The following is a 21,898-nucleotide window of genomic DNA, read 5'->3' as shown; positions in this document are numbered from 1 at the left end:
CCTTCTCGCCCGAGGCGATCTACCGACGGACAGCTTTCCGACGAAGCGACTTGCCGACTTTGAGAGGGAAAAATGAAGAAGACACCGATGAGGGCGTTTCCGATGGCGATACTGGCGAGCATGGTGCTGGCCGCTTGCGGGGGAGACGATTCACCGGCTCCGGGCGCCACGAGCGGCAATAGCAGCGCAACGCCGACCCAGGGTGCACCGGGCGGCAATTCCAGCACGACGCCAGCCTCGAACGTCGCGTGCGATCCGGTCTACCGGCAAGGCGATACCGTGAAATTGCACATGTACACGCAAGCCACGCCGCAAAGCCCGGCCGTCGACAACGGCATATACACGCGAACGTTCGCGCCAGCGACGTTCCAGGGCATCGCCATGACGCAGCAGGCCGAAACGTCATCCGGCTCGCCCATCCAGACCAACCACTACTATCTCGTCGGCAATGGCGTGCGCGCGAATTACGGTGGCGAGGTCTATAGCTCTGGAACCCTGGCGCTGCGCGACGTGAACTCGCCGCCGTATGTCGAGACGATCGGGCTTTCGGGGAGCGAGACGGCGACTTATGTGGATACGCCCGTCATTCCGTCAGGCGGGGCACAAACATCGATATCGATACAGCGTACGTATGTCGCCCGGGAAACAGTGCGCCTCAAAAACGGCAAGGTCTTCGATAGCGCGTGCCACTATCACTCCACCGAGACCCTGTCCAATCAGGCTCGAACGAGCACGACGATCGCGGACGACTGGTTGGCGCCGGGCGTCGGCCTGGTCAAGTCGGTCGCGGATATCGGCGGCGCGCAGATCCTGACGCGCGAACTGGAGTCGGCCACCGTTGCCGGCAAGTCGTACTGAATTCCGGGAATTCTCGCACCCCAGCATGGGTGGAATGGTCACTGGCCAAAGTAGACGGGCTTCATGCCATCGTTATCGAGATGTCGTCCTACCTTGCGAGCGCCGGCTTCCGACGAACCGGCCATATTGCTGCCGCCGTACGAACTGGCATTCGCGTTGGCGTCACGTCGGGCTGCGATGCGCGCTTCGGCTGCCTGTATCTCCGTCGGGTAGTTTGCGTCTTCTCCGCGAGATGGATCGTAGCCCGCAGCCCGGAGTTGAGCGAGTTCGGCGCGTACCTGGGCGCGGCTCAAGGCTTGCGCGTCTGCGTGCGCGACGGCCGGGGCGGCGAGCGTTCCGGCGATGACAAGCGCGGCGAGAATGGGTGATTTCATGGTTTTCTCCACAGCAAAGCGTTTCAACGGTGGCCACCTGGCGATGGCCGACGCGATGACGTCGGGGTGCGACATCGGCTGGCGCGGCGCGCCAGCCGCGTCGTTTCGACGGGGACTCAGAACGGCTTGGTCGGCAGGTACTTGCCGTCCAGCGTGATGACGGCGCGCGAGCCGCCTTCCGGATCGTCGACCTTCTTCACGTCGAGCTTGAAGTTGATCGCGCTGATGATCCCGTCGCCGAACTTCTCGTGAACCAGGGCCTTGAGGGTCGTGCCGTAGACCTGCAGCATCTCGTAGAAGCGGTACATGGTCGGGTCGGTCGGCACGCGGTCCTCGATACTGCCGCGCACCGGGATGGTCTGCAGCAGCGCGACCGCATCGGCGTCGAGGTCCAGCGTCTTGCCGACGTGCTCGGCAGCTTCGGCGGGCAGCGGATGCTGGCCGAGCAGCGACGCGGTCACGAACACTTCGTGCAGGCCCGTGCCCTCGGCGATCTGGGCGAACGACAGATTCTTCCTGGCCTTGGCGAGGAGGATGGCGTCTGCCAGGTCGAGGCGGGCGTTCTTGCTGGCTTGGGATTGGATCATGGTGATATCTCCTTGAGTGAGGGATGGAAATCAAGCAGCTGCCAGGAGCTGATGGGTCGTCGCACGGACTTCGGGGTTGTCCGCCAGGGAAACGAATTTGCCGGTGGCGCCATCGAACGCTTCGATACAACCGCTTTCGATGTCATAGATCCAGCCGTGGAGCGCGACCCGCCCCTCGTCGAGGGCCAGGCGTACTGACGGATGCGTCTGGATGTTCGCAAGCTGCGCGATCACGTTCTCCCGCACCATTGCATCCACCTTGTGATGCTCGCTCGCGTGGGTGCGAGCCTCGTTCACGACGCGAGCCGAATCGGCGTAACGCAGCCAGCTGCCCACCGCCGGCATGTGATCCATGCATTTGCAGGTGGCAATCGCGGTCATCGCGCCGCAGTCCGAGTGTCCGCAGACCACGATGTCCGATACGCGCAGCGCTGCAACCGCATATTCGACCGAAGCCGAGACGCCGCCCGGCTCAGGACCGTAGGACGGGACGATGTTGCCGGCGTTGCGGATCACGAACAGGTCGCCAGGCTCGCGTTGCGTGACGAGTTCGGGCACCAGACGGCTGTCGGAGCACGAGATGAACAGCGCTCGAGGGCTCTGCTGCGTGGCCAGACCCTTGAACAGTTCGGCGCGCTTGGGAAAGGCGTCTCGCTGGAACTGCAGGAAGCCTTCAATGATGTCTTTCATGGCGAATCCTCCGTGGGCCATCGCGTTGTGCGATGCGATGGACCGAAGATTACGCGCCGGCTTGTATAAGTAAAAATACCGATTTATTATGCAGTCAATTTGATTTTCTTATGTGAGGCCGGCATGCTCGTACGCCACATCAAATACTTCCTGGCCGTGGCGGAGCACCACAGCTTCACGCGTGCCGCCGCTGCGTTGCATGTGTCCCAGCCGGCCTTGTCGCAGCAGATCAAGCAGCTGGAAGAAAGCCTCGGGGCGCAGCTCTTCGATCGCACGGGGAGAACGACGCGGCTGACCGACGCGGGGGAGGTGTACTTCCGATATGCGCGCCGTGCGTTGCAGGGCCTGGAGGAAGGCAAGCGTGCGATCCACGACGTGGGGGACCTGAGCCGGGGCTCGCTGCGTATTGCCGTGACGCCGACGTTCACGTCTTATTTCATCGGACCGCTGGTCGAATCGTTTCACGGTCGTTACCCTGGCGTCACATTGACGGTGTGCGAGATGTCCCAGGAGCGCATGGAGGAACTGCTGGTCGACGACGAACTCGACGTAGGCATTGCATTCGAAGAGGTCCATTCGCAGGATATCGACGCGCAACACTTGCTGGTCGAGACGCTCGCCCTGGTCGTGGGGCGGCATCATCCGTTGGCGAAGCGGCGCTCGGTGGGCGTGAGCGCGCTGAACGACGAATCGCTGATCTTGCTGAGCGCTGAATTTGCGACGCGCGAGCATATCGATCGCTATTGCCGGCAGAACGACCTGCGCCCTCGGGTGCTCATGGAGGTCAATTCGATCAGCGCGGTGATCGAAATCATTCAAAGAACCAATTTGTCCACCTTGCTGCCGGCAACGATTGCGCGCGGGCGGGATGATCTGGCCGCCGTCTCCCTGGATCCATTGCTGCTGCAACGAACGGCGGTCCTCATGCAGCGCAAGGGCGTCTACCAAACGGCCGCTGCGCGCGCCTTCGTCGAGGTCGCTTTGGACGTAGCGAAGACGCTCGCGCGGCGTCCGAAGCAAGCGGCACCGGCATCCGGACAGTAAATACTGCTGATTAAATCATTCTATTTGTGGGGTAGCGCGCCGCAGGTTTGCCGCGCTTCGCCAGGTCCTTGTTCGCGCATGCGCCAACGCGGATGCGCGTCACATCGATGGTCGGTGCGCATGACCGGGCGCTGCTCGATGCAAGTTCTCTTCCGGAGTCATTTTCAGCAGCAGTAAAATCCGCCCGGATGAGGCAGTAGCGCATCGAAAAAGGCATCCCAAAGACGCGGTTTCGGTGGCGGTGGAACTGCGTTCAGCCGGATGGGTTTTTCATCGTTTCCGCATTCTTCGAATGTCCACTTTTCCGGGGCGAGAGGTTCCCTGAATGAAACTCCGGGTGTGGTGTAGTGCGCCATGTCCCCTTTCTTGCAAGATTTTCCGTTTATTTTTTGAGCTTTGGAGAGCTCTACATATCCGTAGTTATGGAAATTCGTGCCGTTGTAGCCATTCGGGACAAGCGCAACAAACTCAATTCCCTGTACGGTTACCGGACGCGAAAATCGGGCGGCGCAAAGCTCGTCTGTCGGATTGATGGCGGTCAGGTGATCGACAGGCCCATAATCGTATCCAAGGCACTCCACTATCGATCCGGCCGGGATCAATAATCCGTGGTATTCGATGTCGGTTTTTGTTAAAACTGAATCGTTTCCGGTGTATATGATCCTTTGCTGATATGAGTTCATCTGTTTTTCGCGGCTTTCCTGGATTTTGTGAATAAACGCTGCATCGAAAAAAATCAGGATGCATGCTGTCAGCCACCAACGTTTCCTTTTCAAGCGGATCTGTTTCCGGTTTTGCGGGGTGGATACGTTGAATACGAAGCAGGACAGCCAGATAATGGTTCCTGCCACGGCAATCCATGGAGTCAAAAGGACGATGAGTCCGACGAGAATGAACAACAGAAAGTAAAGGAAATCCACGGAAGCGATGCTCGTTCATGTTTCGTATCAGTCATGTCCGTCAAAGGCTCGTTTGGCGGACACTCGCCTTGCATTATGCTAACACCGCAAAGTGGTGGAAGCGATCCAGCGCCTGATACGTATATGAACAGGTGCCAACAATCCCGGAAATCGCCGCGACCTTGGCTGGTTACGCGTTGATCAACGACCTCGGTGCATGCCACCGACGGCCTGCGTTCGGTCAGGCTTGATCGACAGAGGAAAATGGTTCCAAAAATGTCAATGCAGATATTCTAAAGTCACCGTGAGCAAAGATCGCTTGTCCGTATTGTCGCTTGACGTCACATTGGTCTGAACCCCGGGCGCCATGGCGCATGGCGCTATTCCGGATATTCAACGACACACGAGACTTCGTCATGAATGTGATTCAATTGATCGCGCTCGCGGCCATATGGGGAGCATCGTTCCTGTTCATGCGGATGGGGGCGCCGGCGTTCGGCGTGATTCCACTGATCGCTCTGCGCGTCGGAATTGCGACGGTTCTGCTGCTTCCCGTCCTTCGCAATACGGATGCGCGTGCCGAGTTTCGCGCCCACCTCGGGCCGCTTTTCATCGTGGGTGTGACCAATTCAGCATTGCCGTTCTGCCTGCTGACCTATGCCGCACTCTACGTGTCAGCCGGTGTGGATTCGATTTTCAACGCCACCACGCCGATGTGGACCGCCATCATTGCGTTCCTGTGGTTGAGTTCGCCGCTCAAGCGTGCGCAGATCATGGGGTTGCTGGTCGGATTTGGAGGCGTGGTGATCCTGGCGTGGGACGCGATCGGAACGGGGAGCAAGGGGGCAGGCGGGGCGATCGTGGCCGCAATCCTCGCAACCCTGTCGTATGGATTCGCCGCAAACTACTCCAAGCGGAGACTCGCGGGCGCGCGGCCATTCGTGTCGGCGTTCGGCAGCCAGTTGTTCGCGGCGATCGTGCTCGCGCCTGCGGCGTTCCTGTATTGGCCTCACACGCCAATCCAGACGCTCGACTGGGTGGCCGTCGTGCTGCTGGGAGCGCTGTGTACGGCGGTCGCGTACATCCTCTACTTCGGTTTGATCCGCAATGCCGGCGCACAGTTTGCCGCGTCGGTGACATTCCTGATTCCGGTATTCGGCGTGGTGTGGGGCGCCATCATCCTGCACGAGAAGATCACGGCGCAGGCGCTGGTTGGCTGCGTTGTCATTCTGTGCGGGACGGCGTTGGCGACGGGCAAGATCAATGGTCTGGCTGGCCTGCCGAAGGTGAAACGGCAGCCCTGATTTCATACGGATGTCGAAGTATGTCGCGCGAATCAGGAGTTTCGGCCATGCCCACGGCGAGCCTTGTTTAAACGAGCGACTTGCCAGCCTCGGCGTTCGCTGTTTCCCGTGCGATTTGTTCCTGGATCCACGTCCGGAATGCAGTGATTTTCCCTTCGTCGGCGCGCTGGTCGCTGCAGACCACGTAATAGGCGAATTGCGTGGGCCACGGTAGATCGAGGGCCTGAACCAGGCGGCCCGAAGCGATCTCGTCCTTTGCATAGACATCCCTGACGAGGGCGATACCTTGTCCGGATACCGCAGCCTTCACGAGCAGCGAATCATCGTTGAAGCTCGTGCCGCGCGAGGCCCGCTTGTCATCGATGTCATGGGCCTTGAGCCAAAGCGTCCAGTCGGCTCGATCGGCATCCTGCAAAAGCGGATAGTCCAGGCAATCCTTCGGGCTTGCAACAGGTCGATCCGGACGCAAGAGCTGCGGGCTGCAGACGGGAATTAATTCAGGAGTCCATATTTTAAACGCGGAATGCCCCGGATAGGTTCCCAGTCCGTGGCGAATCGCGATATCGACATATTCGCGGCGAAGATCGAGAGGCCGGGGGCTGCTTTCGATCGAAACTTCGATGTTCGGATACATCGCCTTGAAATGCCCTAGCCTCGGAATCAGCCATGCACCCGCGAACGAGGCGGTCGTGCTGATCGTCAGGCGGGAAAGTCGTCGATTCGTGACAGACCCATTCGACCAGATTTCCTCGATCTCCTCGAACTTGGGCAGCAGCTGGTCAAACAGCGCCTGGCCTGCTGTCGTCAGTTCAACTTCGCGGCCCGTGCGCGTGAATAGACGGATCATCAGGCGATCCTCGAGATTCTTGATTTGCTGGCTGACCGCGCCCGGCGACACGCAAATCGCTTCGGCCGCCCGCTTCATGCTGCCGCATCGGCCGACTTCAACGAATGTGTGAAGCGCGGTCAGTGGTAGTGACTTGCTCATCTTTTTATCCGTTGGCGGTGGGGTTGGATGCTTGTCGGGCGATGCCTTCCGCCACGTCGGCCACGAGGCGGGCAAGGCGGGTTTAGTTTAGCCAAAATCAAAATGTCATGGGCGTCAACAATCGAAGTCTTTGATTCGCCTCCGCGACCGATTCCGGAGGCGGTTCGCGCGGCGCTGGTGCGCGTTCCACGGGTGTACTAAAACATCATTGAACCGGCTCGCGATCGCTCGCGCAACAGGTCCATGTGATCCGGCCGGCAAACCATGTCGTCCACCGGAGAGGGGAATGCGCCAACAGCCAGTGGAAAGCGATCCGCAGAAGCCCGAGCTGGTTCTGCTATCGCCGGAGCTTTTGCTGCCGACTGAGGAGTGCCAGTCCGATCGCATACGGGAGGTCGCTGCAGAGATACTTCGCGAGGGCATCTGGCGAGTGCCGATCATGGTCGAACGCTCGTCCAGGATCGTGATGGATGGCCACCATCGTCGGATCTTCGCGTTGAACCACAGGCTGGCGCGCGTGCCGTGCTTGCTGTTGGAGTACTCGGATGTCGTGCTCAGCGCATGGCGAGACGACGTGGATGTGCATCCGCAGGAGATCATTGCTCGCGGGCTTGCGGGGCGGCTCTATCCCCCCAAATCGACGCGGCACAGGCTGGTGAGGCCGGTCGACTTTGTTTGCGAGTACTCCCTCGCCGAGCTGTGGGCCGCCGCGAGACGGTAGCGCTTGGGCGATGTCAGTGGAGCGGGTGCTTGCTGATCCGCTCCAGTTCGACGATTCCAGCCGCCCCTGCCGTAGCACGCCATCAAAATTGGTGAAGTTCATCGGGTAGCGGAAATCGCGTCCGCCGTGCGCGTGCAGGATGCGCGACAGCGGGTAAAGCGAGAAATCCGCGACCCCGTTCAATTCACGACAGAGCGCCGATACGGAATTTGCGAGGTCGTCGATTCTCGTTGTTCATGGAGTGTCGATTCGTCGATGAATCGACCGCTTGCGACATATTCGATCGCTCGCCCACATCGAATGGAAATTGCATTGATTAATCTTGGCGCAGAATTTCCCGAGCCGCTAAATCTAGGCTTTAAGTTCTAAATTTCCCCGGCGGCTAAAGATGCTGCGAATCGCTGCCGATAATGTGTCAATTGGATGATGGTCATCACGATGATTTCGATGACATGGATCTTCATAAAAACGGATGGTCGCGATACCCATGTCAAGCGTAACGTGCACCGCATCACGGTTTTGATTCGCTGATTGCGCGAAGTAGGTTGCCATCGCACGCACGCTATCGCGAATGCAGGAAAAACATGCGCGATTGCCCAAGAATTCATCAAGCGACCATTTGTGCTGCGATCGGCATCGGCATTCTCCTGTGCATGGTTCCGCGCGGCAAGGCTGCGGCCGCGCCGATACCCGATGGGGCTCAGACGTCCCGCCAGCAGATGCAGGACATGCAGGATCTCTGGCAGGCTCAGCAGCAGGAAACACGCCGGAGATCCTTGCAACAGGCCGTGCCGGCCGATGCGAATCCGGCTGCGGCAACCGACCTTGGCACGACGTGCCTGCAATGGCAATCCGTCGAGCTGAAGGGGCTCGACTTGCTGGGCGCCGGACAGAAGCAAACGCTGCTGGACGCGCTGCCCACCGGTTGCGTGACCGCGCAGAAGCTCGGCGAGCTGACTCGCCTGATTACCGCGATGTTCCTGCAACGGGGCTATTTCCGCATCAACCTGGACCCGAGCCACGTCGGCCGGACGCTGACATGGACGGTCAGGCCGGCCAGGGTCGCGGCGATACGCAACGCCACGTCCTTGAATACGGCGAGCTTGTTCCCGGGCCTGATCGGGGAGCCGGTCAACGTGCACGATCTCGATCAGGGCCTCGAGCAGGCCAACCGGCTCCCCGGCCATCACGTGACGATGGACGTCTACCCCGATCGCAACGGGGATGTCGTCATTGTGCTGACGGACGTTCCCGCCGGGGCGGTGCATGGCTCGATCGGCTGGAACAACTTCGGTCCCGGCAGTACGGGCCGCGCGCAGGCCGTTGCCCAATTCAGCGTGTCCAATCCGACCGGCCTCGCGGACAGCCTCGCGTTCAATGCAACCAGCACGCTTCACACCGATCCGTCTCGTTACAGCCGCAGCGCGGGCGCGCTCTACAGCATTCCGTGCGGCCACTGGACATTCTCGGCGCTGGGTGGCGCGTCCATCTATCGCACGCTCGCGTCGCTGGTCATCCATACGGTTCGGCTCGACGGCAATTCATGGTTCGCGGGGCTGCGCGGCGAGTATGTGTTCTCCCGCGACGGCGCGCATATCAGCTCCGCATACGGGCAACTGACGCGCGAGGTCGTGGAGAGCCGCTTCATGGGCAGCACGCTGGCCATTCAGAGCGCGTCCCTCACGACGCTCGCCGCCGGTCTCAATCACACGGCGCTTGTGGGCCGCAACGTGCTCGGCGCGAACCTGGAATACAAGCAGGGGCTGAGCTGGCTCGGCGCGGACAAGGATGCTCCCGGAAGCGGCTTGCCGGTCTCGCAGTTCAGGAAGGTTACGACGTCGTTGTCATGGTCGCACGCGCATCAGGCGTACCGGCAGCCCCTCCGCTTCGACCATGTGCTGGCTGCGCAATACAGCGCGGACAACTTGCCACCGATCGAACAGATGGGCATCACGGATCGCGGCAGCGTACGCGGCTTTCGCAATACCTACCTGACCGGCGATTACGGGTTCTATCTGCGGCAGACCGTTTCGAGCCCGCAGCATGTCGCAAGCGGGACGTTCAGCCCGTACCTCGGCCTCGACGCGGGCCGCGTTCGCCAGCATGGCGGGCAGTGGCAGGGCGCCGTCAGCGGCACGGTCGGCGTCGCGTTCGACCGGAAGCCCTGGTCGGCCGACCTCGCATTCAGCAAGGGCAGGACGTTTGCGCAATTCAGCGGCGATGCTTGGGATACCGAATTCATGGCCCAGGTCGTTGCACGCTTTTAACGGACGGCGCGTGCCGCCCGCGCAGAGACCCGATTCCCGGTGTGAATGCGCCTGCCTCGCGCTCGGGCATGTCGAGCGCGCACCGAAAGATCGAAGCCAGCCGGCGCAAGACCGGCGGATTGCAGAGGGGCAGCAGCGGCATCGAGCTGTCGTGGCATGACGGAGACGAACGGCGGCTTCACGCCGCCCGAGAAGCTGGAAGACCAACTGTTGCTTTTGATCGCTGGGGGGGAACCTATGTCTGAGCACCCAATGAAATCATGCAGACTGTCTGCATCCGGAAAGCTGTCCGTCCTTGTAGGGCTGGCCATATGGAGCATGAACGCGGCCCACGCGCAGAATATCGTGCCGGTCGGGAATACGGGCGTCAGCCAACATAACGGCGTAGACGTTGTCAATATCGTGGCACCGAACGCCGGCGGACTGTCGCTCAATCAGTACAACAAATTCAACGTCGGCACCCAGGGTGCGGTGCTCAACAATTCGACGGTTGCCGGACAGTCGCAACTCGCGGGGAAATTGGCCGCAAACGCGCAACTGCAGGGGCAGGCGGCCAAGGTCATCCTGAACGAAGTGGTCAGCAAGAATCCGTCGCTGCTGCTGGGCAAGCAGGAAGTCTTCGGGATGGCGGCGGACTATGTGCTCGCCAACCCGAACGGCATCACCTGCTCGGGATGCGGTTTCATCAACACCCCGCGTGCATCGCTCGTGGTCGGCACGCCCGAGCTGGCGAACGGAAGCCTCGCCGGCTTTGCGGTCGGCGCCAACGGCGGCAACAACGGTCTCGCCGTGTCCGGCAACGTGTCCGGCGCGGCCGTGCTGGACCTGATTGCGCCGAAAGTCGACGTCAACGGCAACCTTCAGGCCAGCGACAGCGTCAATGTCATCGCAGGCCGTCAGCATGTCGACTACGCGGGGCGCGGGAGACACGACCTGACCGCGAACGAGAAGGCGGCCGCTTCTTCGATACCGGTGCTCGACGGTTCCGTCGTCGGCAGCATCTCGGCGGGCACGATTCGCATCTACAACAGCGATCCGCAGGCAAGCACCAGCGTTCATGCCAATCTGGACGCCGGTCAGGGCATCGACATGCAGGCGGCCGGGAACGTGTCCATCACTGCCAGCCGGATCGACGCGCCGCAGATTGCGGTTGCCGCGAACAATCTCGCGATACAAGGGCAGGTGCAGGGCGTCGACGCCACGACCGCGCCGAGTTCCAGCGGTTCATGGTTCGGAGGAACCCACACGACGTCGGGCGCCAGCCACACCGAAACGTTCACGGCGACGCAAATCCACGGCGGCGACGTCAGCCTGAACGCGGCCGGCAAGGCCAACCTGAATGCCGTGCAGATCGATGCGCGCAACGTGAATGTGACGGCGGGCAGCGTCGCGCTTGACAATACCGTGACGACCCGCACTGCTTCAAGCACCGACAGGCAAGGCAAAATATTCTGGAGCAACTTGACCCGGCAGGACCAGCAGGTGCAAACGCTGTACGGCAACAACTGGCATGCGGATCAGGACATCGGCATTCATGCGACGCGCGGCGCGGCGAGCGTGAACGCCGCCGCGATCGCGGCCGGCGGATCGGTCGCCATCGACGGCAGCCAGCGCGTGACGCTCGGTGGTACCGTCACCCGGAATGGGGCCGTGACGACCAACCGCTACGTCAATGAAACCGCCGCGCTCAAGACCGGTCAGCAGGTGACGTCCGGCACGGAGCAGACTTACCACGGCACCACCATTCAAGCCGGCAACAACGTCAGTATCGGCAGCGCGGCGGACGTGAGCCTGCTCGGCGCTCAAGTCGATGCGGCGCAGGTTGCGGTTGCGAGCCACGGAACGACGACCATCGGCGCGCAATCCAGCCAGAACGTGCAGAGCCAGCAACAGAACTTCGTGTACTGGGGCGGGATTGGCGGCGGCGAGACGCATGGCACGCGGACAACCGCCACGACGCAACACGGGAGCGCGATCAACGCCCGGAACGTGTCCGTGCAAGGCGACGGCGGCGTGAGCGTCGTGGGCAGCACGCTGAGCGGCAGCAGCGGTGTGCAACTGGCGTCCGCCAACGGCGGCGTCAGCATCGGGCATGTGTTCAACCACACTGAGACGTTGCAGAACGACCGGCACGGCACCGCATTCAATATCACCGACAAGAGCCATACGTCGCAGAGCGACAGCGACACCACGGTCGCATCGGCGATCGCCTCGCAAGGCGCCATTCAGGTGAACAGCGCGAAGGACATCTCGTTGACGGGCAGCAGCGTCAAGGCGGGCGGCGCCTTGAACGTCCATGCCGCCGGCACGATTCGCAGCGACATCGCCGATGCGCAGACGTCGACCACGACGCAGGATTTCACACTCGGTACCGTGCCGAACGTTCAGCACAGCATGTCGGGAACCACGCTGAACGTGACCGCGGGAATCGGGCTGCAGGGCGTGACGCACACCGTCGGCCAAGGCAGCGGCGTGGCGACCGCCAGCACGCTGAGCGGCGGCACGGTTACGCTTCAGGGCGATACGGCGATCGACCTGAAGGGCAGCCGGATTTCGGCTACCGCCGGCGACGTCAAGCTGGCTGGACGGACCGTGAGCGTCGGGGCCGGTGACAGCAAGGTGACCAGCAATTTCGACGACACCAACGTCACCGGGGCCGGCGTGTATGTGAGCGGCCAGCTCACGAACGTCGACACCAGCAGCATCGCCAGCTTCGTCGACGGCATCGGCAAGATCGGTGTCGCTCAGGTTGGCATCGGCGCCCACGCCGGCACGCAGCAGACCCATGCCCGCAACGAAGCGCATCAGGCGATCGTGTCGACTGTTCACGCATCCGGCAATGTCACGATGCAGGCCGATCAGACGTTGCGGAACACGGGCACCGTGGTGACCACGCCCGGCACGATCAGCCTGACCGCGCGCGACGTCGTCAACGACGCGGCAGCGAACACGGCGACCAGCACGGTCGTCAGCGGCGACGGCAAGGTCACGTTCGCAGCAAATGCGATGCTTTCTGCACCGTTGACCGCCGAGCTGGGCGTCGACGGCCAGGGCGCTGCGTCGACTGCCGTCAACACCACGGCCGTTGTCAGCAAGCTCTCCGGCGGGCAGATCAACGTGAATGGTCGCAGCGTGACGGACGTCGGAACGCAATATGCCGCAGCGGGCGACGTCAACATCCACGCCGGCACGTATGCGGGCAATGCCGCTGAAAATTCGCAGGTCACGACTGTCCGGACGGGCAGCGCGGGCGCCAAGGTGAGCGCGAGCACAGTCACGTTCCAGGACTTCACCGTGCAGGCGAGCGCCAATGGCGCGTACCAGTATCAGCAGACCGGCAACGCGAAGGCGGTACTCGGCAATATCAACGCGCAAAACGTGACGATTCGGGCGGACAACACGCTGGCGTCGGCGATGAACATCGCGGCTGCCGATCACGTGACGCTTGCCGCGGGGCAGGACGTCACCGTTGCGCAGGCCAGCAACCGCCAATGGCAAGTCCAGGCGGGCGTATCGGCCGGCGGCAGCCTGGGCGCGACCGCCGTTCCGGCTGCCGGCGTGATCGTGCCGTCGTCGTTTTCCGTCAATGGCGGCGTGAACTATCAAAACGCGCGAGATAGCCAGGCCGTGGCCGCCAGCGTGTCCGGCAAGAGCATTGCCATTTCGGCGGGCAACTCGGCGGTGGTACAAGGCGCAACGCTCAAGGGCGATGACGTCACGATGCAGGCGGCCAAGGTCGCATTCGATGCCGGCTACGACCACCATGACGCCTTCGGCATCGGTACGAAGGGCAATGTTTCGGTCACCCTGCTTCCGGGTGCCGGTGGCGCGTCGATCGGCGGCGGGACGCTCGGCGCCGGCGTGACCGTGGTCAGCGAAAGCGCGTCGCAAGCGCACGGCGGCAGTATCGTGGCCAGCAACGTGAGCCTGATCGGCGACAGCCGGGACCAGGACCTTGCAGTCGTCGGCGCCGGCATCAAGGCCGACAACCTGACCATCCGCAACCAGTCCGGCAACGTGTCCGTCATCGCCGCCAAGGGCGAGACGCACAAGGCGAACTGGAACGTCGGTGGCGGCGGGACGGCCGGCTCGAACGACAAGCGGCAGGTTAGCCTCGGCGCGAATGCACAAGTTGGCGTCGACGGCGAGAACAGCACGACGTATCAAGTCGGGAAGATCAACGCCGGGACCGTCAATCTCGCCGCCGGGCAGGACATCGCACTGCAGACCAACCTGCAGGCCGGCGTGCTGACCGGGCAAGCCGGCGGCAACGTGTCGGTGTCGTCCGCTCAGAATCGGAAGGACACGTTCCGCTTCAGTTTCGCGGCGAGCGCGAACGACGTTCCGATTCCCGCGGGCCAGACGACGGCAACCGACGTCATCAAGACAATCGGCAACGCGGTGGCCAAGGACGGCGCCGCGGCGCTCAACCCGAAGGGCAACGTGGCACTGACGCTCGACAACACGGCGAGCACCCAGGTCAGCACCGTTCACGCCGGGCAGATGAACGTGACGGCGGGCGGTGGGCGAGTGACGATCAATGCCGCGAACCTGAGCAGCGACGGTGGTGCCGGCATCGGCGGGGCAGCGGTCACGACCACGAGCAACCACGATTCGGCATACCACGTCGATTTCAGCGGGGCAGCATCTGCATTGCCGGGTGCGCCGGTGTCGGGATCCTCTGCCAATGGCAATCCGTTGCAGTGGCCGATCAGCGGCAACGTCAACGTGAACGCCAAAGACACCGAGATCAATGCCTCGGTTGGCTTGAAGTAACCGTCTGATCCTGGTTGGTTCGATCGCCTGGGGCGTGCAGCCCCAGGCGTTTTTTTGCGGGCGCGACTGGACCGAAGAAGACAGCAGTCAACGCTCTCGATTCACCGCTTTCGTCAGCCTGCGCGAAGCGAATTCGGCTTGAGCGCCCGTGAATCTGCTCGCGGAATTTCACTTTGGCGAACAAATTCGTTCAATTTTTTTCGCTTTTCGTGATTCAGTGCCTCCGTTTACTCTCACGGCACCCAATTGCACGCCGTCGTCGGTCGCCCGCGCGCGCAATTGAAATAACCGAAACGGAGACTTGACGTGCCCAAAGCCAGCCCCCTCGCACCTACCGCCGGCGTCCGGCAGACCGGGACATTCGCGCACCTTCGCTCCATTTTCAGCGGCTCGGTGGGGAACCTCATCGAGTATTACGACTGGTACGTGTATTCGGCCTTTTCACTGTATTTCGCCAAGGTCTTCTTCCCGAGCGGAAGCCAGACGGTCCAGTTGCTCAATACCGCGGCCATCTTTGCCGTCGGCTTCGTCATGCGTCCCATCGGCGGCTGGCTGGTGGGCCTGTATGCCGATCGCAAGGGGCGCAAGGCGGCCTTGCTCGTTTCGGTGCTGGCGATGTGCGCGGGCTCGTTGATCATCGGCCTGATGCCTGGCTACAACAGCATTGGCCTGGCTGCGCCGATTCTGCTGGTCACCGCGCGTCTCATGCAGGGGTTGAGTCTTGGCGGCGAGTACGCCAGCTCGGCCACTTACCTGAGCGAAATGGCCGACAAGACGAACCGCGGCTTCTATTCCAGCTTCCTGTTCGCGACGCTCTCGCTCGGTCAGTTGCTGGCGATGGCGGTGCTCGTGGTGCTGCAGCAGTTCTTTCTGACCGCCGAGCAACTGGAAAGCTGGGGCTGGCGCATCCCCTTCCTCATCGGGGCCTTGGCGTCCTGCGCGGCAATCCTGTTGCGCCGTAGCATGGAAGAAACCGAATCGTTCGAACTGGCCCGCAAGCACAAGCGCCCGCCGCCTTCCCTTGCGGCGTTGTTCAAGCACAAGCGCGAATGCCTGATCGTCGCCGGTCTGACGCTCGGCGGCACGGTCGCGTTCTACGCCTACACGACGTACATGCAGAAGTTTCTGGTCAACAGCGCGGGAATGAGCAAGTCCGACGCTTCCATGGTGTCGGTTGTCAGCCTGATCGTGTTCGTGTTGCTGCAGCCGGTGTTCGGCAGCCTGTCGGACAGGATCGGCCGCCGCCCGTTGCTGATCGCCTTCGGCGTGCTGGGAACGGTATGTACCGTGCCGATCTTCCACGAGCTGACCAAGGTTCAGAGCATCGGGGGCGCACTCATGCTGATATTGGCTGCGCTGTTGATCGTCAGCCTGTATTCATCCGTCAGCGCGGTGGCCAAGGCCGAACTGTTTCCGGTCGGCATCCGCGCACTGGGCGTGGGGTTGCCCTATGCCATCACGGTGTCGCTGTTCGGCGGCACGGCCGAGTACATCGCCCTGTGGACCAAGAGCATTGGGCACGAAAGCTGGTTCTTCTGGTACGTGTCCGCATGCGTGCTGGCGTCGCTGCTTTGCTATCTGTGGATGCCCGATCCGAAGAAGGTCTCCTGCATCGATCAGGATTGAGCGCCGCGACCGGGCAATCGATGCAGCAACGCGCTGGTCGGGCTAGCGAAAATCCGCGTACTGCCGCACCAGCGCCAGCATCGATGGAATCAGGCCGCGCATGTCGCCGCGCCGCCACTGAAACGCATAGGGAAGCGGCGACAACGCAGGCTTGCTCGCCAGTCGCACCAGCGCCGCGCCCATGTGCGCGGCGGCCCAATCGGCAGGCAGGAAGCCGATGCCGACACCTTCGCGCATCATGCCCGCCAAGGCGCTCCAGTTGTTGCACGTGATTCGGCGCGCATGGTTGACGCCGGTCGCCAGCAGCCACTCGTCCAGTACGTGCGTCGTGCCGGCGCCGGCGGGCAACGTGACGAGCGGGTGCTGCTCCAGCAACGCGGGCGTCAACGTGCGTACGCTGCCGACCAGTTGCTCCGACGCCATCCACGCGAACCGGGCCTCCGTCACCTGTTGCGACAGGATGCTGCCGCGCGACGAGCGGCCCGCGATCACCGCGAAGTCGAGCTCGCCTGCATCGACCTTGGCTTCGAGCACGGCGCCGACGTCGACGTACGGCTCCAGCTTCAATTGAGGATGCAATTTCTGGACGGCCGCCACGAACCGAGGCAGCCAGGTCAACGCGGACAGCTCGCCCACGCCAAAGCTCAGGCGACCGGTCAAGCCCTTGTCTTGCGCGAACGCATCCTGCAACGCAGCCACGGATTCCAGCACCCGAATCGCGGCGGGCAGCAGCGTCTCGCCATCCTCCGTCAATACGGCTCGATGCCCGCTACGGTCGAACAGCACGCGCCCCGTGGCCTGCTCCAGCTCGTTGATCCGCTTGGACAACGACGAGATGGACAGGTTGAGCCGCTGCGCCGCGGTTGCGAAATTCGCGGAGGTCGCCGCCCAGTAAAAGGCATCCAGTTGCTTGAAAGTCGGAGTCGCCAAGGTATTTCACTTTAATCGAACGATTTCGTTTGAATATTATCGCTTTTATTCGATAACGCGGCTACCTAGAATGGTTGCGTCGTTTCAGGGAAACTCATTGATGACCATTGTTACTTCTCGAATCGTGGAAGCGCGCCAACCTGCGGCCGGCGCCGGCGTGTCGCCCCGTGCCTTGCGGAACGTGCTGAGCCTGCACGACTTCGAAGCCCGGGCGCGGCGGATCTTGCCGCGTCCGATCTTCGGTTACGTCAGCGGTGCCGCGGAAGACAACCGCACCCTGGACGACAATCGTGCCGTGTTCGATGAATACGGGTTGCTGACGCGCGTACTGCGTGACGTTTCCCGGCGGCAACAGACGGTTGAATTGTTCGGTCAGCGGTTTGCGTCGCCTTTCGGCATCGCGCCGATGGGCATCAATGCGCTGTCGACGTATCGAGGCGACATCGTGCTGGCGCGCGCGGCGAAGGCGGCCGGAATCGTGTCGATCATGAGCGGCTCATCGCTCATTCCGTTGGAAGAGGTCGCCGAGGCTGCGCCGGGAACGTGGTTTCAGGCGTACATTCCGGGCGATCATGCCCGCATCAGCGCGCTGCTCGAGCGCATTGCGCGCGCCGGCTACCGGACGCTGGTGGTAACCGTGGACATTCCCGTGTCGGCCAATCGCGAAAACAACGTTCGCGCGGGATTCTCGACTCCGCTGCGCCCCAGCCTGCGCCTTTGCTGGGACGGACTGACGCGGCCGCGCTGGCTGCTGGGCACCTTCGCACGGACGCTGGCCACGCACGGCATGCCCCACTTCGAGAATTCCTTTGCGACACGCGGCGCGCCGATCCTCTCCGCCAACGTGCTGCGGGACTTCTCCGCTCGCGACCACCTCAACTGGGAACACCTGACGCGAATCCGCCAGCAATGGAAGGGCGAGCTGGTCATCAAGGGAATCCTGAGTGTCGAGGATGCCGTCACCGCGCGCGAGGCGGGCGCGGACGGGATCATTCTGTCCAATCATGGCGGTCGCCAGCTGGACGGCGCTACGTCGCCGATGCGGATCCTGCGGGACGTGGTGCGCGCAGTGGGTAGCGAGTATCCGGTGATGGTCGATAGCGGTTTTCGGCGGGGAGCGGACGTGCTCAAGGCACTCGCGCTGGGCGCGCGCATGGTGTTCGTGGGACGCCCGTTCAATTATGCGGCTGCCGTCGCGGGTGAGGCTGGCGTGACGCATGCGATCCGGCTGCTGCAGGAAGAGATCGATCGCAACATGGCGATGGTGGGCGCAAACGGCTGCGGTGAGCTCACATCCGACATGCTGATCCGTCGGCGCTGACCGCGTGCGCTGTCATTGCTGTCATGGAAACGTCTTTGCTGTAACCATGTGTAATTGACCGGTCCGGAACAGGACCGGTCATCCGCTTGACATTGGGCGGAGATGTAATGCCGGGGCGCCGACGTTCGCCGGCACGCGACATTCGATCGACTGGCACGGACCCTTGACGCAGCGCGACACGGCCTGACGAAGCCTCGATCATGTCAGACGATATCCGTCCCTTCCATGTCATGAGGAATCCTATGAAACACTGCAACGTCAGGCGCGTGCTCCGGCTCGGAGCCGTCATGTCCGCCGTGCTTCTTGCGTCACCGGCTCGCGCCGAGGGCTTCAGCGCAACCGATGCCGCCCGCGTGCCGAGCGGTCAGTTCGTCACGCCGCTGGCCGTGCGTGGCGCGGTCCAGCAGTTTCTGAATCCGGGCCTGCCTGCCTACCCGCATTTCGTCGCGGGCGAAGCGGTGCGCTCGCAACTGAGCCCGGACGGCAAGACGCTGGCGATCATCACCGCCGGACAGAATTCGCTGTACCGGCCGGACGGTACGGTCGACACCGCGAACTCGACGCAATACATCTTCCTGTACGACGTTTCGGGCGCGAACAAGACCCGCCCCGCGCTGAAGCAGGTGCTCCAGCAGACCAACGCGTTCGTCGGCCTGGCCTTCTCGCACGACGGCAGCAAGCTCTACGCGACGGGCGGCAGCGACGACGCGGTTTACGTCTACGCTCGGCAAGGCGGCGCATGGGCGCTGTCGAGCACGATCGCACTCGGCCACAATGGCAAGGGCGTCGGCATTCGCGTCCAGCCGAACGCGGCCGGTCTCGCGCTGTCGTCCGACGGCAAGACGCTCGTCGTCGCGAACAATTACAACGATTCGATCACCGTGATCGATACCGCGACCAACAGCGTGCGTTACGAGCACGACCTCCGTCCGTTCTTCTCCGGCAACGAAGGCCGGAGCGGCGAAGCCGGCGGCACCTTCCCGTTCGCGGTGGTCGTAAAGGGCAACGGTGTCGCGTACGTGTCGTCGGATCGCGATCGCGAGATCGTCGCGATCGACATCGCGTCGCCGTCCCACGGCCGCCTGGTCAAGCGCATCAAGCTGGATGGCAGCGCGCTCGGCATGACGCTCGACGCGTCGCAATCGATGCTGTTCGTCGCGCAGGACAATGCCGACCAGGTCGCGGTGATCGATACGAACAGCAATGCGGTCGTGACCCGGATCGACGCGCGTGCGCCGGCGGGCGTGCTGGCGCATGGCCAGGCGCACACCGGCGCGGCGACGTACTCGGTCACACTGTCGCGCGACGGCCGCACGCTTTACGCGACCAACGCCGGCGCGAACGAGATCGCCGTCATCCCGCTCGTCGGCCCGCGCGCATATCGCGTCACGGGGCTGATCCCGACCGCCTTCGAGCCGCATGACGTGACGTTCAGCGCCGACGGTACGTGGATGTATGTGGTCAACGGCAAGAGCGCGACCGGCCCGAATCCGGACCATCTGTTCGGTGCGACCCCGGCGCAGGCCGCCGCATCGCGTGCGTCGAACGAGTACCAGTTCCAGCTCGAGCGCGCGTCGCTCGTGAGCGCGCCGGTGCCGGCGGCCAGCGAGTTGCCGAAGCTGACGCAGCAGGCCGCGCGCAACAACTTCTATCGTCCGGAGGACAACGACCGGGATCATGAAGTGATGGATTTCCTGCGCCGTCACATCAAGCACGTGATCTACGTCGTCAAGGAAAACCGCACGTTCGACCAGGTGCTCGGCGACATCGGCAACGGCGCCAACGGCGACCCGCGGCTGGCCCAGTTCGGCCGGAGCATCACGCCGAACTTCCATCGCCTGGCGAGCCAGTTCGTGACGCTCGACAACTTCATGAACCCGGGTGACGGCAGCATGGATGGCTGGTCGTGGGCGCTCCAGGGGCGTGTCACCAACACCGAGACGATTACCCAGCAGATCAACTACGCGGCGGTCAACCGCGGCCTGTCCTATGAGAGCGAGGGCTCGAACCGCAACGTGCCGGTCAACTGGGATACGGTGCAGCAACGTGATGCGGCGGCGGGCCCGGCCGGCACCACGAACTACAGCAATGCCGCTTCCGGCCTTCCGGGCGGCGCGGCCAACCTGCTGCCCGGCACGGGCAATCACGCGTCGTCCGATGCGCCGTTCGGTCGCCAGCAAGGCTATATCTTTGATGCGGTGCTCGCCGCCGGCGGCACGGTCCGCAACTACGGCTTTCTCGTGAACAACATCGGCAGCATCGGCACGGCCGCGAACCCGATCACGGATCCGCGTGCGGCAGGCGTCGTCCAGGCTGCCGCGCTCGATCCGAGGCTCGCGTCGATGACCGATGTGTACTTCCGCGGCTTCGACCAGACCTATCCGGATCAGTGGCGTCTCAATGAATGGAAGCACGAGTTCGACCAGTACGTCGCGGGCGGCAACCTGCCGACGCTGTCGCTGGTGCGTCTGTCCCACGATCACATGGGGGCGTTCGGCACGGCGTTCGCCGGCGTGAACACGCCGGAAACGCAGCAGGCGGACAACGATCTGGCAGTGGGCCGGCTGGTCGAGGCCGTCGCGAAGAGCCCGTATGCGAATGACACGCTGATCGTCGTGACCGAGGACGACGTGCAGGACGGCCCCGACCACGTGGATTCGCACCGCGGGCCCGCGTACATCATCGGGCCGTACGTGAAGCAGGGCGCGGTGATCAAGACGCGTTACAGCCAGGTCAACGCGCTGCGCACGATCGAGGACGTGCTCGGCACGCAGCACATGAACCTGAACACCGCGTACCAGCGCCCGATGACCGATGTGTTCGACGTGCACGGTCCGGCTTCGTGGAACTACACGGCCGTCGCATCGACGGTGCTGAAGACCACCGGGCTGCAGCTGGCCCAGGGAACGGACGCGAGCGTGCAATACGCAGCCGGGTCGGACGTTACGCCGAAGCATGACGCGGCGTACTGGGCGAAGGTGACGGCGAAGTTCAACTTCGACGATGCCGACGAGGTGCCGGCGGATCAGTTCAACCGCGTGCTGTGGAAGGGCATGATGGGCGCGAAGCCGTATCCGAAGCTCAAGGGCCGCACGCAGAAGGTGGCGAGCCGCGACGACGACTGATCGTTTGATTGGCTGCGCGTTCTTCCTCTATATATAGACGAATGCAAACTGGCGACGCGTGCAGCGGCGCCAGGGCCATCAGCGTTACAGCCCCCGTGCGCGGCAGCGCACGGGGGCTTTTGAATTTATTTCGCGAAACCCCTTGCGCGGAACGCGGGAGGTGCCTAGAATCACGCCTCTTTCGCGCTCACGGCAACGCGGCGCGGAAGGGGGAAACGGAGCTGGTTGGCGGTCGTGGTTGGACACCCGGTCAGCGAAGGAAGATGAACCCCGCAGTCGCAACGATGTAGTAAAAAAAGTTGTTGACGAACTGCGAAACAGTGTTCATAATCTCATTTCTCTGCTGCTGACAACGCAGCGCTGCTGGGAAAGACGAAGTGCTTCTCGC

16 protein-coding genes are annotated in these 21,898 nt (G+C 62.7%); 9 read left to right on the top strand and 7 right to left on the bottom strand.

What is annotated here, in order from left to right:
* Positions 1-72: 72 nt before the first annotated feature.
* Positions 73-858 (top strand): hypothetical protein, encoded by a 786-nt coding sequence (locus tag ACFIMZ_RS34065; protein ID WP_431823802.1) that lies wholly within the window; start codon positions 73-75, stop codon positions 856-858.
* A gap of 38 nt (positions 859-896) precedes the next feature.
* On the opposite strand, the gene ACFIMZ_RS34060 is transcribed toward ACFIMZ_RS34065, so the two are convergent.
* The 3 genes from ACFIMZ_RS34060 to ACFIMZ_RS34050 all read right to left on the bottom strand — a co-directional run bounded on the left by ACFIMZ_RS34060 (position 897) and on the right by ACFIMZ_RS34050 (position 2,509).
* Positions 897-1,232 (bottom strand): DUF4148 domain-containing protein, encoded by a 336-nt coding sequence (locus ACFIMZ_RS34060; protein ID WP_431823801.1) that lies wholly within the window; start codon positions 1,230-1,232, stop codon positions 897-899.
* Between the two features lie 116 nt (positions 1,233-1,348).
* Complete coding sequence (gene cynS / locus ACFIMZ_RS34055) at positions 1,349-1,819, bottom strand: cyanase (RefSeq protein ID WP_431823800.1); 471 nt, start codon at positions 1,817-1,819, stop codon at positions 1,349-1,351.
* Between the two features lie 30 nt (positions 1,820-1,849).
* Positions 1,850-2,509, bottom strand: coding sequence for a carbonic anhydrase (locus tag ACFIMZ_RS34050; protein ID WP_431823799.1), 660 nt, complete (start codon positions 2,507-2,509; stop codon positions 1,850-1,852).
* Between the two features lie 123 nt (positions 2,510-2,632).
* On the opposite strand from ACFIMZ_RS34050, the gene cynR reads away from it, so the two are divergent.
* The gene (gene cynR / locus ACFIMZ_RS34045) at positions 2,633-3,553 is read left to right on the top strand and encodes a transcriptional regulator CynR (protein ID WP_431823798.1); all 921 of its coding nucleotides are present in this window, start codon (positions 2,633-2,635) and stop codon (positions 3,551-3,553) included.
* Positions 3,554-3,717: 164 nt separating this feature from the next.
* Here cynR and ACFIMZ_RS34040 read toward each other — a convergent pair whose 3' ends face one another.
* Positions 3,718-4,473: a hypothetical protein gene (locus tag ACFIMZ_RS34040; protein ID WP_431823797.1), complete on the bottom strand. Its 756-nt coding sequence runs from the start codon at positions 4,471-4,473 to the stop codon at positions 3,718-3,720.
* Positions 4,474-4,868: 395 nt separating this feature from the next.
* On the opposite strand from ACFIMZ_RS34040, the gene ACFIMZ_RS34035 reads away from it, so the two are divergent.
* Positions 4,869-5,756, top strand: coding sequence for a DMT family transporter (locus tag ACFIMZ_RS34035; RefSeq protein ID WP_431823796.1), 888 nt, complete (start codon positions 4,869-4,871; stop codon positions 5,754-5,756).
* 67 nt (positions 5,757-5,823) lie between these two features.
* Here the strand turns inward: ACFIMZ_RS34035 and gcvA are convergent, their stop codons facing one another.
* Positions 5,824-6,744, bottom strand: coding sequence for a transcriptional regulator GcvA (gene gcvA, locus ACFIMZ_RS34030; RefSeq protein WP_431823795.1), 921 nt, complete (start codon positions 6,742-6,744; stop codon positions 5,824-5,826).
* 286 nt (positions 6,745-7,030) lie between these two features.
* On the opposite strand from gcvA, the gene ACFIMZ_RS34025 reads away from it, so the two are divergent.
* On the top strand, positions 7,031-7,465 hold the full coding sequence (locus ACFIMZ_RS34025) for a ParB N-terminal domain-containing protein (protein WP_431823794.1): 435 nt from the start codon (positions 7,031-7,033) through the stop codon (positions 7,463-7,465).
* Between the two features lie 351 nt (positions 7,466-7,816).
* Here the strand turns inward: ACFIMZ_RS34025 and ACFIMZ_RS34020 are convergent, their stop codons facing one another.
* Positions 7,817-8,017: a hypothetical protein gene (locus ACFIMZ_RS34020; RefSeq protein WP_431823793.1), complete on the bottom strand. Its 201-nt coding sequence runs from the start codon at positions 8,015-8,017 to the stop codon at positions 7,817-7,819.
* Positions 8,018-8,193: 176 nt separating this feature from the next.
* Between ACFIMZ_RS34020 and ACFIMZ_RS34015 the strand changes: the two genes are divergently transcribed.
* The 3 genes from ACFIMZ_RS34015 (at position 8,194) to ACFIMZ_RS34005 (ending at position 16,134) form a co-directional block, all read left to right on the top strand.
* Complete coding sequence (locus ACFIMZ_RS34015; RefSeq protein ID WP_431823792.1) at positions 8,194-9,732, top strand: ShlB/FhaC/HecB family hemolysin secretion/activation protein; 1,539 nt, start codon at positions 8,194-8,196, stop codon at positions 9,730-9,732.
* A 156-nt stretch (positions 9,733-9,888) separates the two neighbouring features.
* Complete coding sequence (locus ACFIMZ_RS34010) at positions 9,889-14,508, top strand: hemagglutinin repeat-containing protein (protein ID WP_431823791.1); 4,620 nt, start codon at positions 9,889-9,891, stop codon at positions 14,506-14,508.
* A gap of 306 nt (positions 14,509-14,814) precedes the next feature.
* Entirely contained in the window at positions 14,815-16,134 is a 1,320-nt protein-coding gene (locus tag ACFIMZ_RS34005; protein ID WP_431823790.1) for an MFS transporter, read from the top strand.
* A 42-nt stretch (positions 16,135-16,176) separates the two neighbouring features.
* Here the strand turns inward: ACFIMZ_RS34005 and ACFIMZ_RS34000 are convergent, their stop codons facing one another.
* Positions 16,177-17,064: a LysR family transcriptional regulator gene (locus ACFIMZ_RS34000; protein ID WP_431823789.1), complete on the bottom strand. Its 888-nt coding sequence runs from the start codon at positions 17,062-17,064 to the stop codon at positions 16,177-16,179.
* Between the two features lie 70 nt (positions 17,065-17,134).
* Between ACFIMZ_RS34000 and ACFIMZ_RS33995 the strand changes: the two genes are divergently transcribed.
* A complete protein-coding gene (locus ACFIMZ_RS33995) occupies positions 17,135-18,385 on the top strand; it encodes an alpha-hydroxy acid oxidase (protein ID WP_431823788.1) in 1,251 nt (416 codons plus the stop codon).
* 287 nt (positions 18,386-18,672) lie between these two features.
* Positions 18,673-21,510 (top strand): beta-propeller fold lactonase family protein, encoded by a 2,838-nt coding sequence (locus ACFIMZ_RS33990; RefSeq protein WP_431823787.1) that lies wholly within the window; start codon positions 18,673-18,675, stop codon positions 21,508-21,510.
* Positions 21,511-21,898 lie beyond the last annotated feature (388 nt).

It is taken from the genome of Burkholderia sp. F1 (genome assembly GCF_050813845.1).
Classification (GTDB): Bacteria; Pseudomonadota; Gammaproteobacteria; order Burkholderiales; family Burkholderiaceae; genus Burkholderia; species Burkholderia ubonensis.
The sequence above is the reverse complement of the archived record's forward strand: the minus strand, read 5'-3'. Positions and strand labels throughout refer to the sequence as shown.

Bases quoted from the DNA above. Each gene is read 5' to 3' on its own strand.
- gcvA (WP_431823795.1), bottom strand. From the start codon at position 6,744: ATGAGCAAGTCACTACCACTGACCGCGCTTCACACATTCGTTGAAGTC.
- ACFIMZ_RS34025 (WP_431823794.1), top strand. From the start codon at position 7,031: ATGCGCCAACAGCCAGTGGAAAGCGATCCGCAGAAGCCCGAGCTGGTT.
- ACFIMZ_RS34050 (WP_431823799.1), bottom strand. From the start codon at position 2,509: ATGAAAGACATCATTGAAGGCTTCCTGCAGTTCCAGCGAGACGCCTTT.
- ACFIMZ_RS34010 (WP_431823791.1), top strand. From the start codon at position 9,889: ATGACGGAGACGAACGGCGGCTTCACGCCGCCCGAGAAGCTGGAAGAC.
- ACFIMZ_RS33990 (WP_431823787.1), top strand. From the start codon at position 18,673: ATGTCCGCCGTGCTTCTTGCGTCACCGGCTCGCGCCGAGGGCTTCAGC.
- ACFIMZ_RS34020 (WP_431823793.1), bottom strand. From the start codon at position 8,017: ATGGCAACCTACTTCGCGCAATCAGCGAATCAAAACCGTGATGCGGTG.
- ACFIMZ_RS34060 (WP_431823801.1), bottom strand. From the start codon at position 1,232: ATGAAATCACCCATTCTCGCCGCGCTTGTCATCGCCGGAACGCTCGCC.
- ACFIMZ_RS33995 (WP_431823788.1), top strand. From the start codon at position 17,135: ATGGTTGCGTCGTTTCAGGGAAACTCATTGATGACCATTGTTACTTCT.
- ACFIMZ_RS34015 (WP_431823792.1), top strand. From the start codon at position 8,194: ATGCAGGATCTCTGGCAGGCTCAGCAGCAGGAAACACGCCGGAGATCC.
- ACFIMZ_RS34035 (WP_431823796.1), top strand. From the start codon at position 4,869: ATGAATGTGATTCAATTGATCGCGCTCGCGGCCATATGGGGAGCATCG.
- cynR (WP_431823798.1), top strand. From the start codon at position 2,633: ATGCTCGTACGCCACATCAAATACTTCCTGGCCGTGGCGGAGCACCAC.
- ACFIMZ_RS34065 (WP_431823802.1), top strand. From the start codon at position 73: ATGAAGAAGACACCGATGAGGGCGTTTCCGATGGCGATACTGGCGAGC.
- cynS (WP_431823800.1), bottom strand. From the start codon at position 1,819: ATGATCCAATCCCAAGCCAGCAAGAACGCCCGCCTCGACCTGGCAGAC.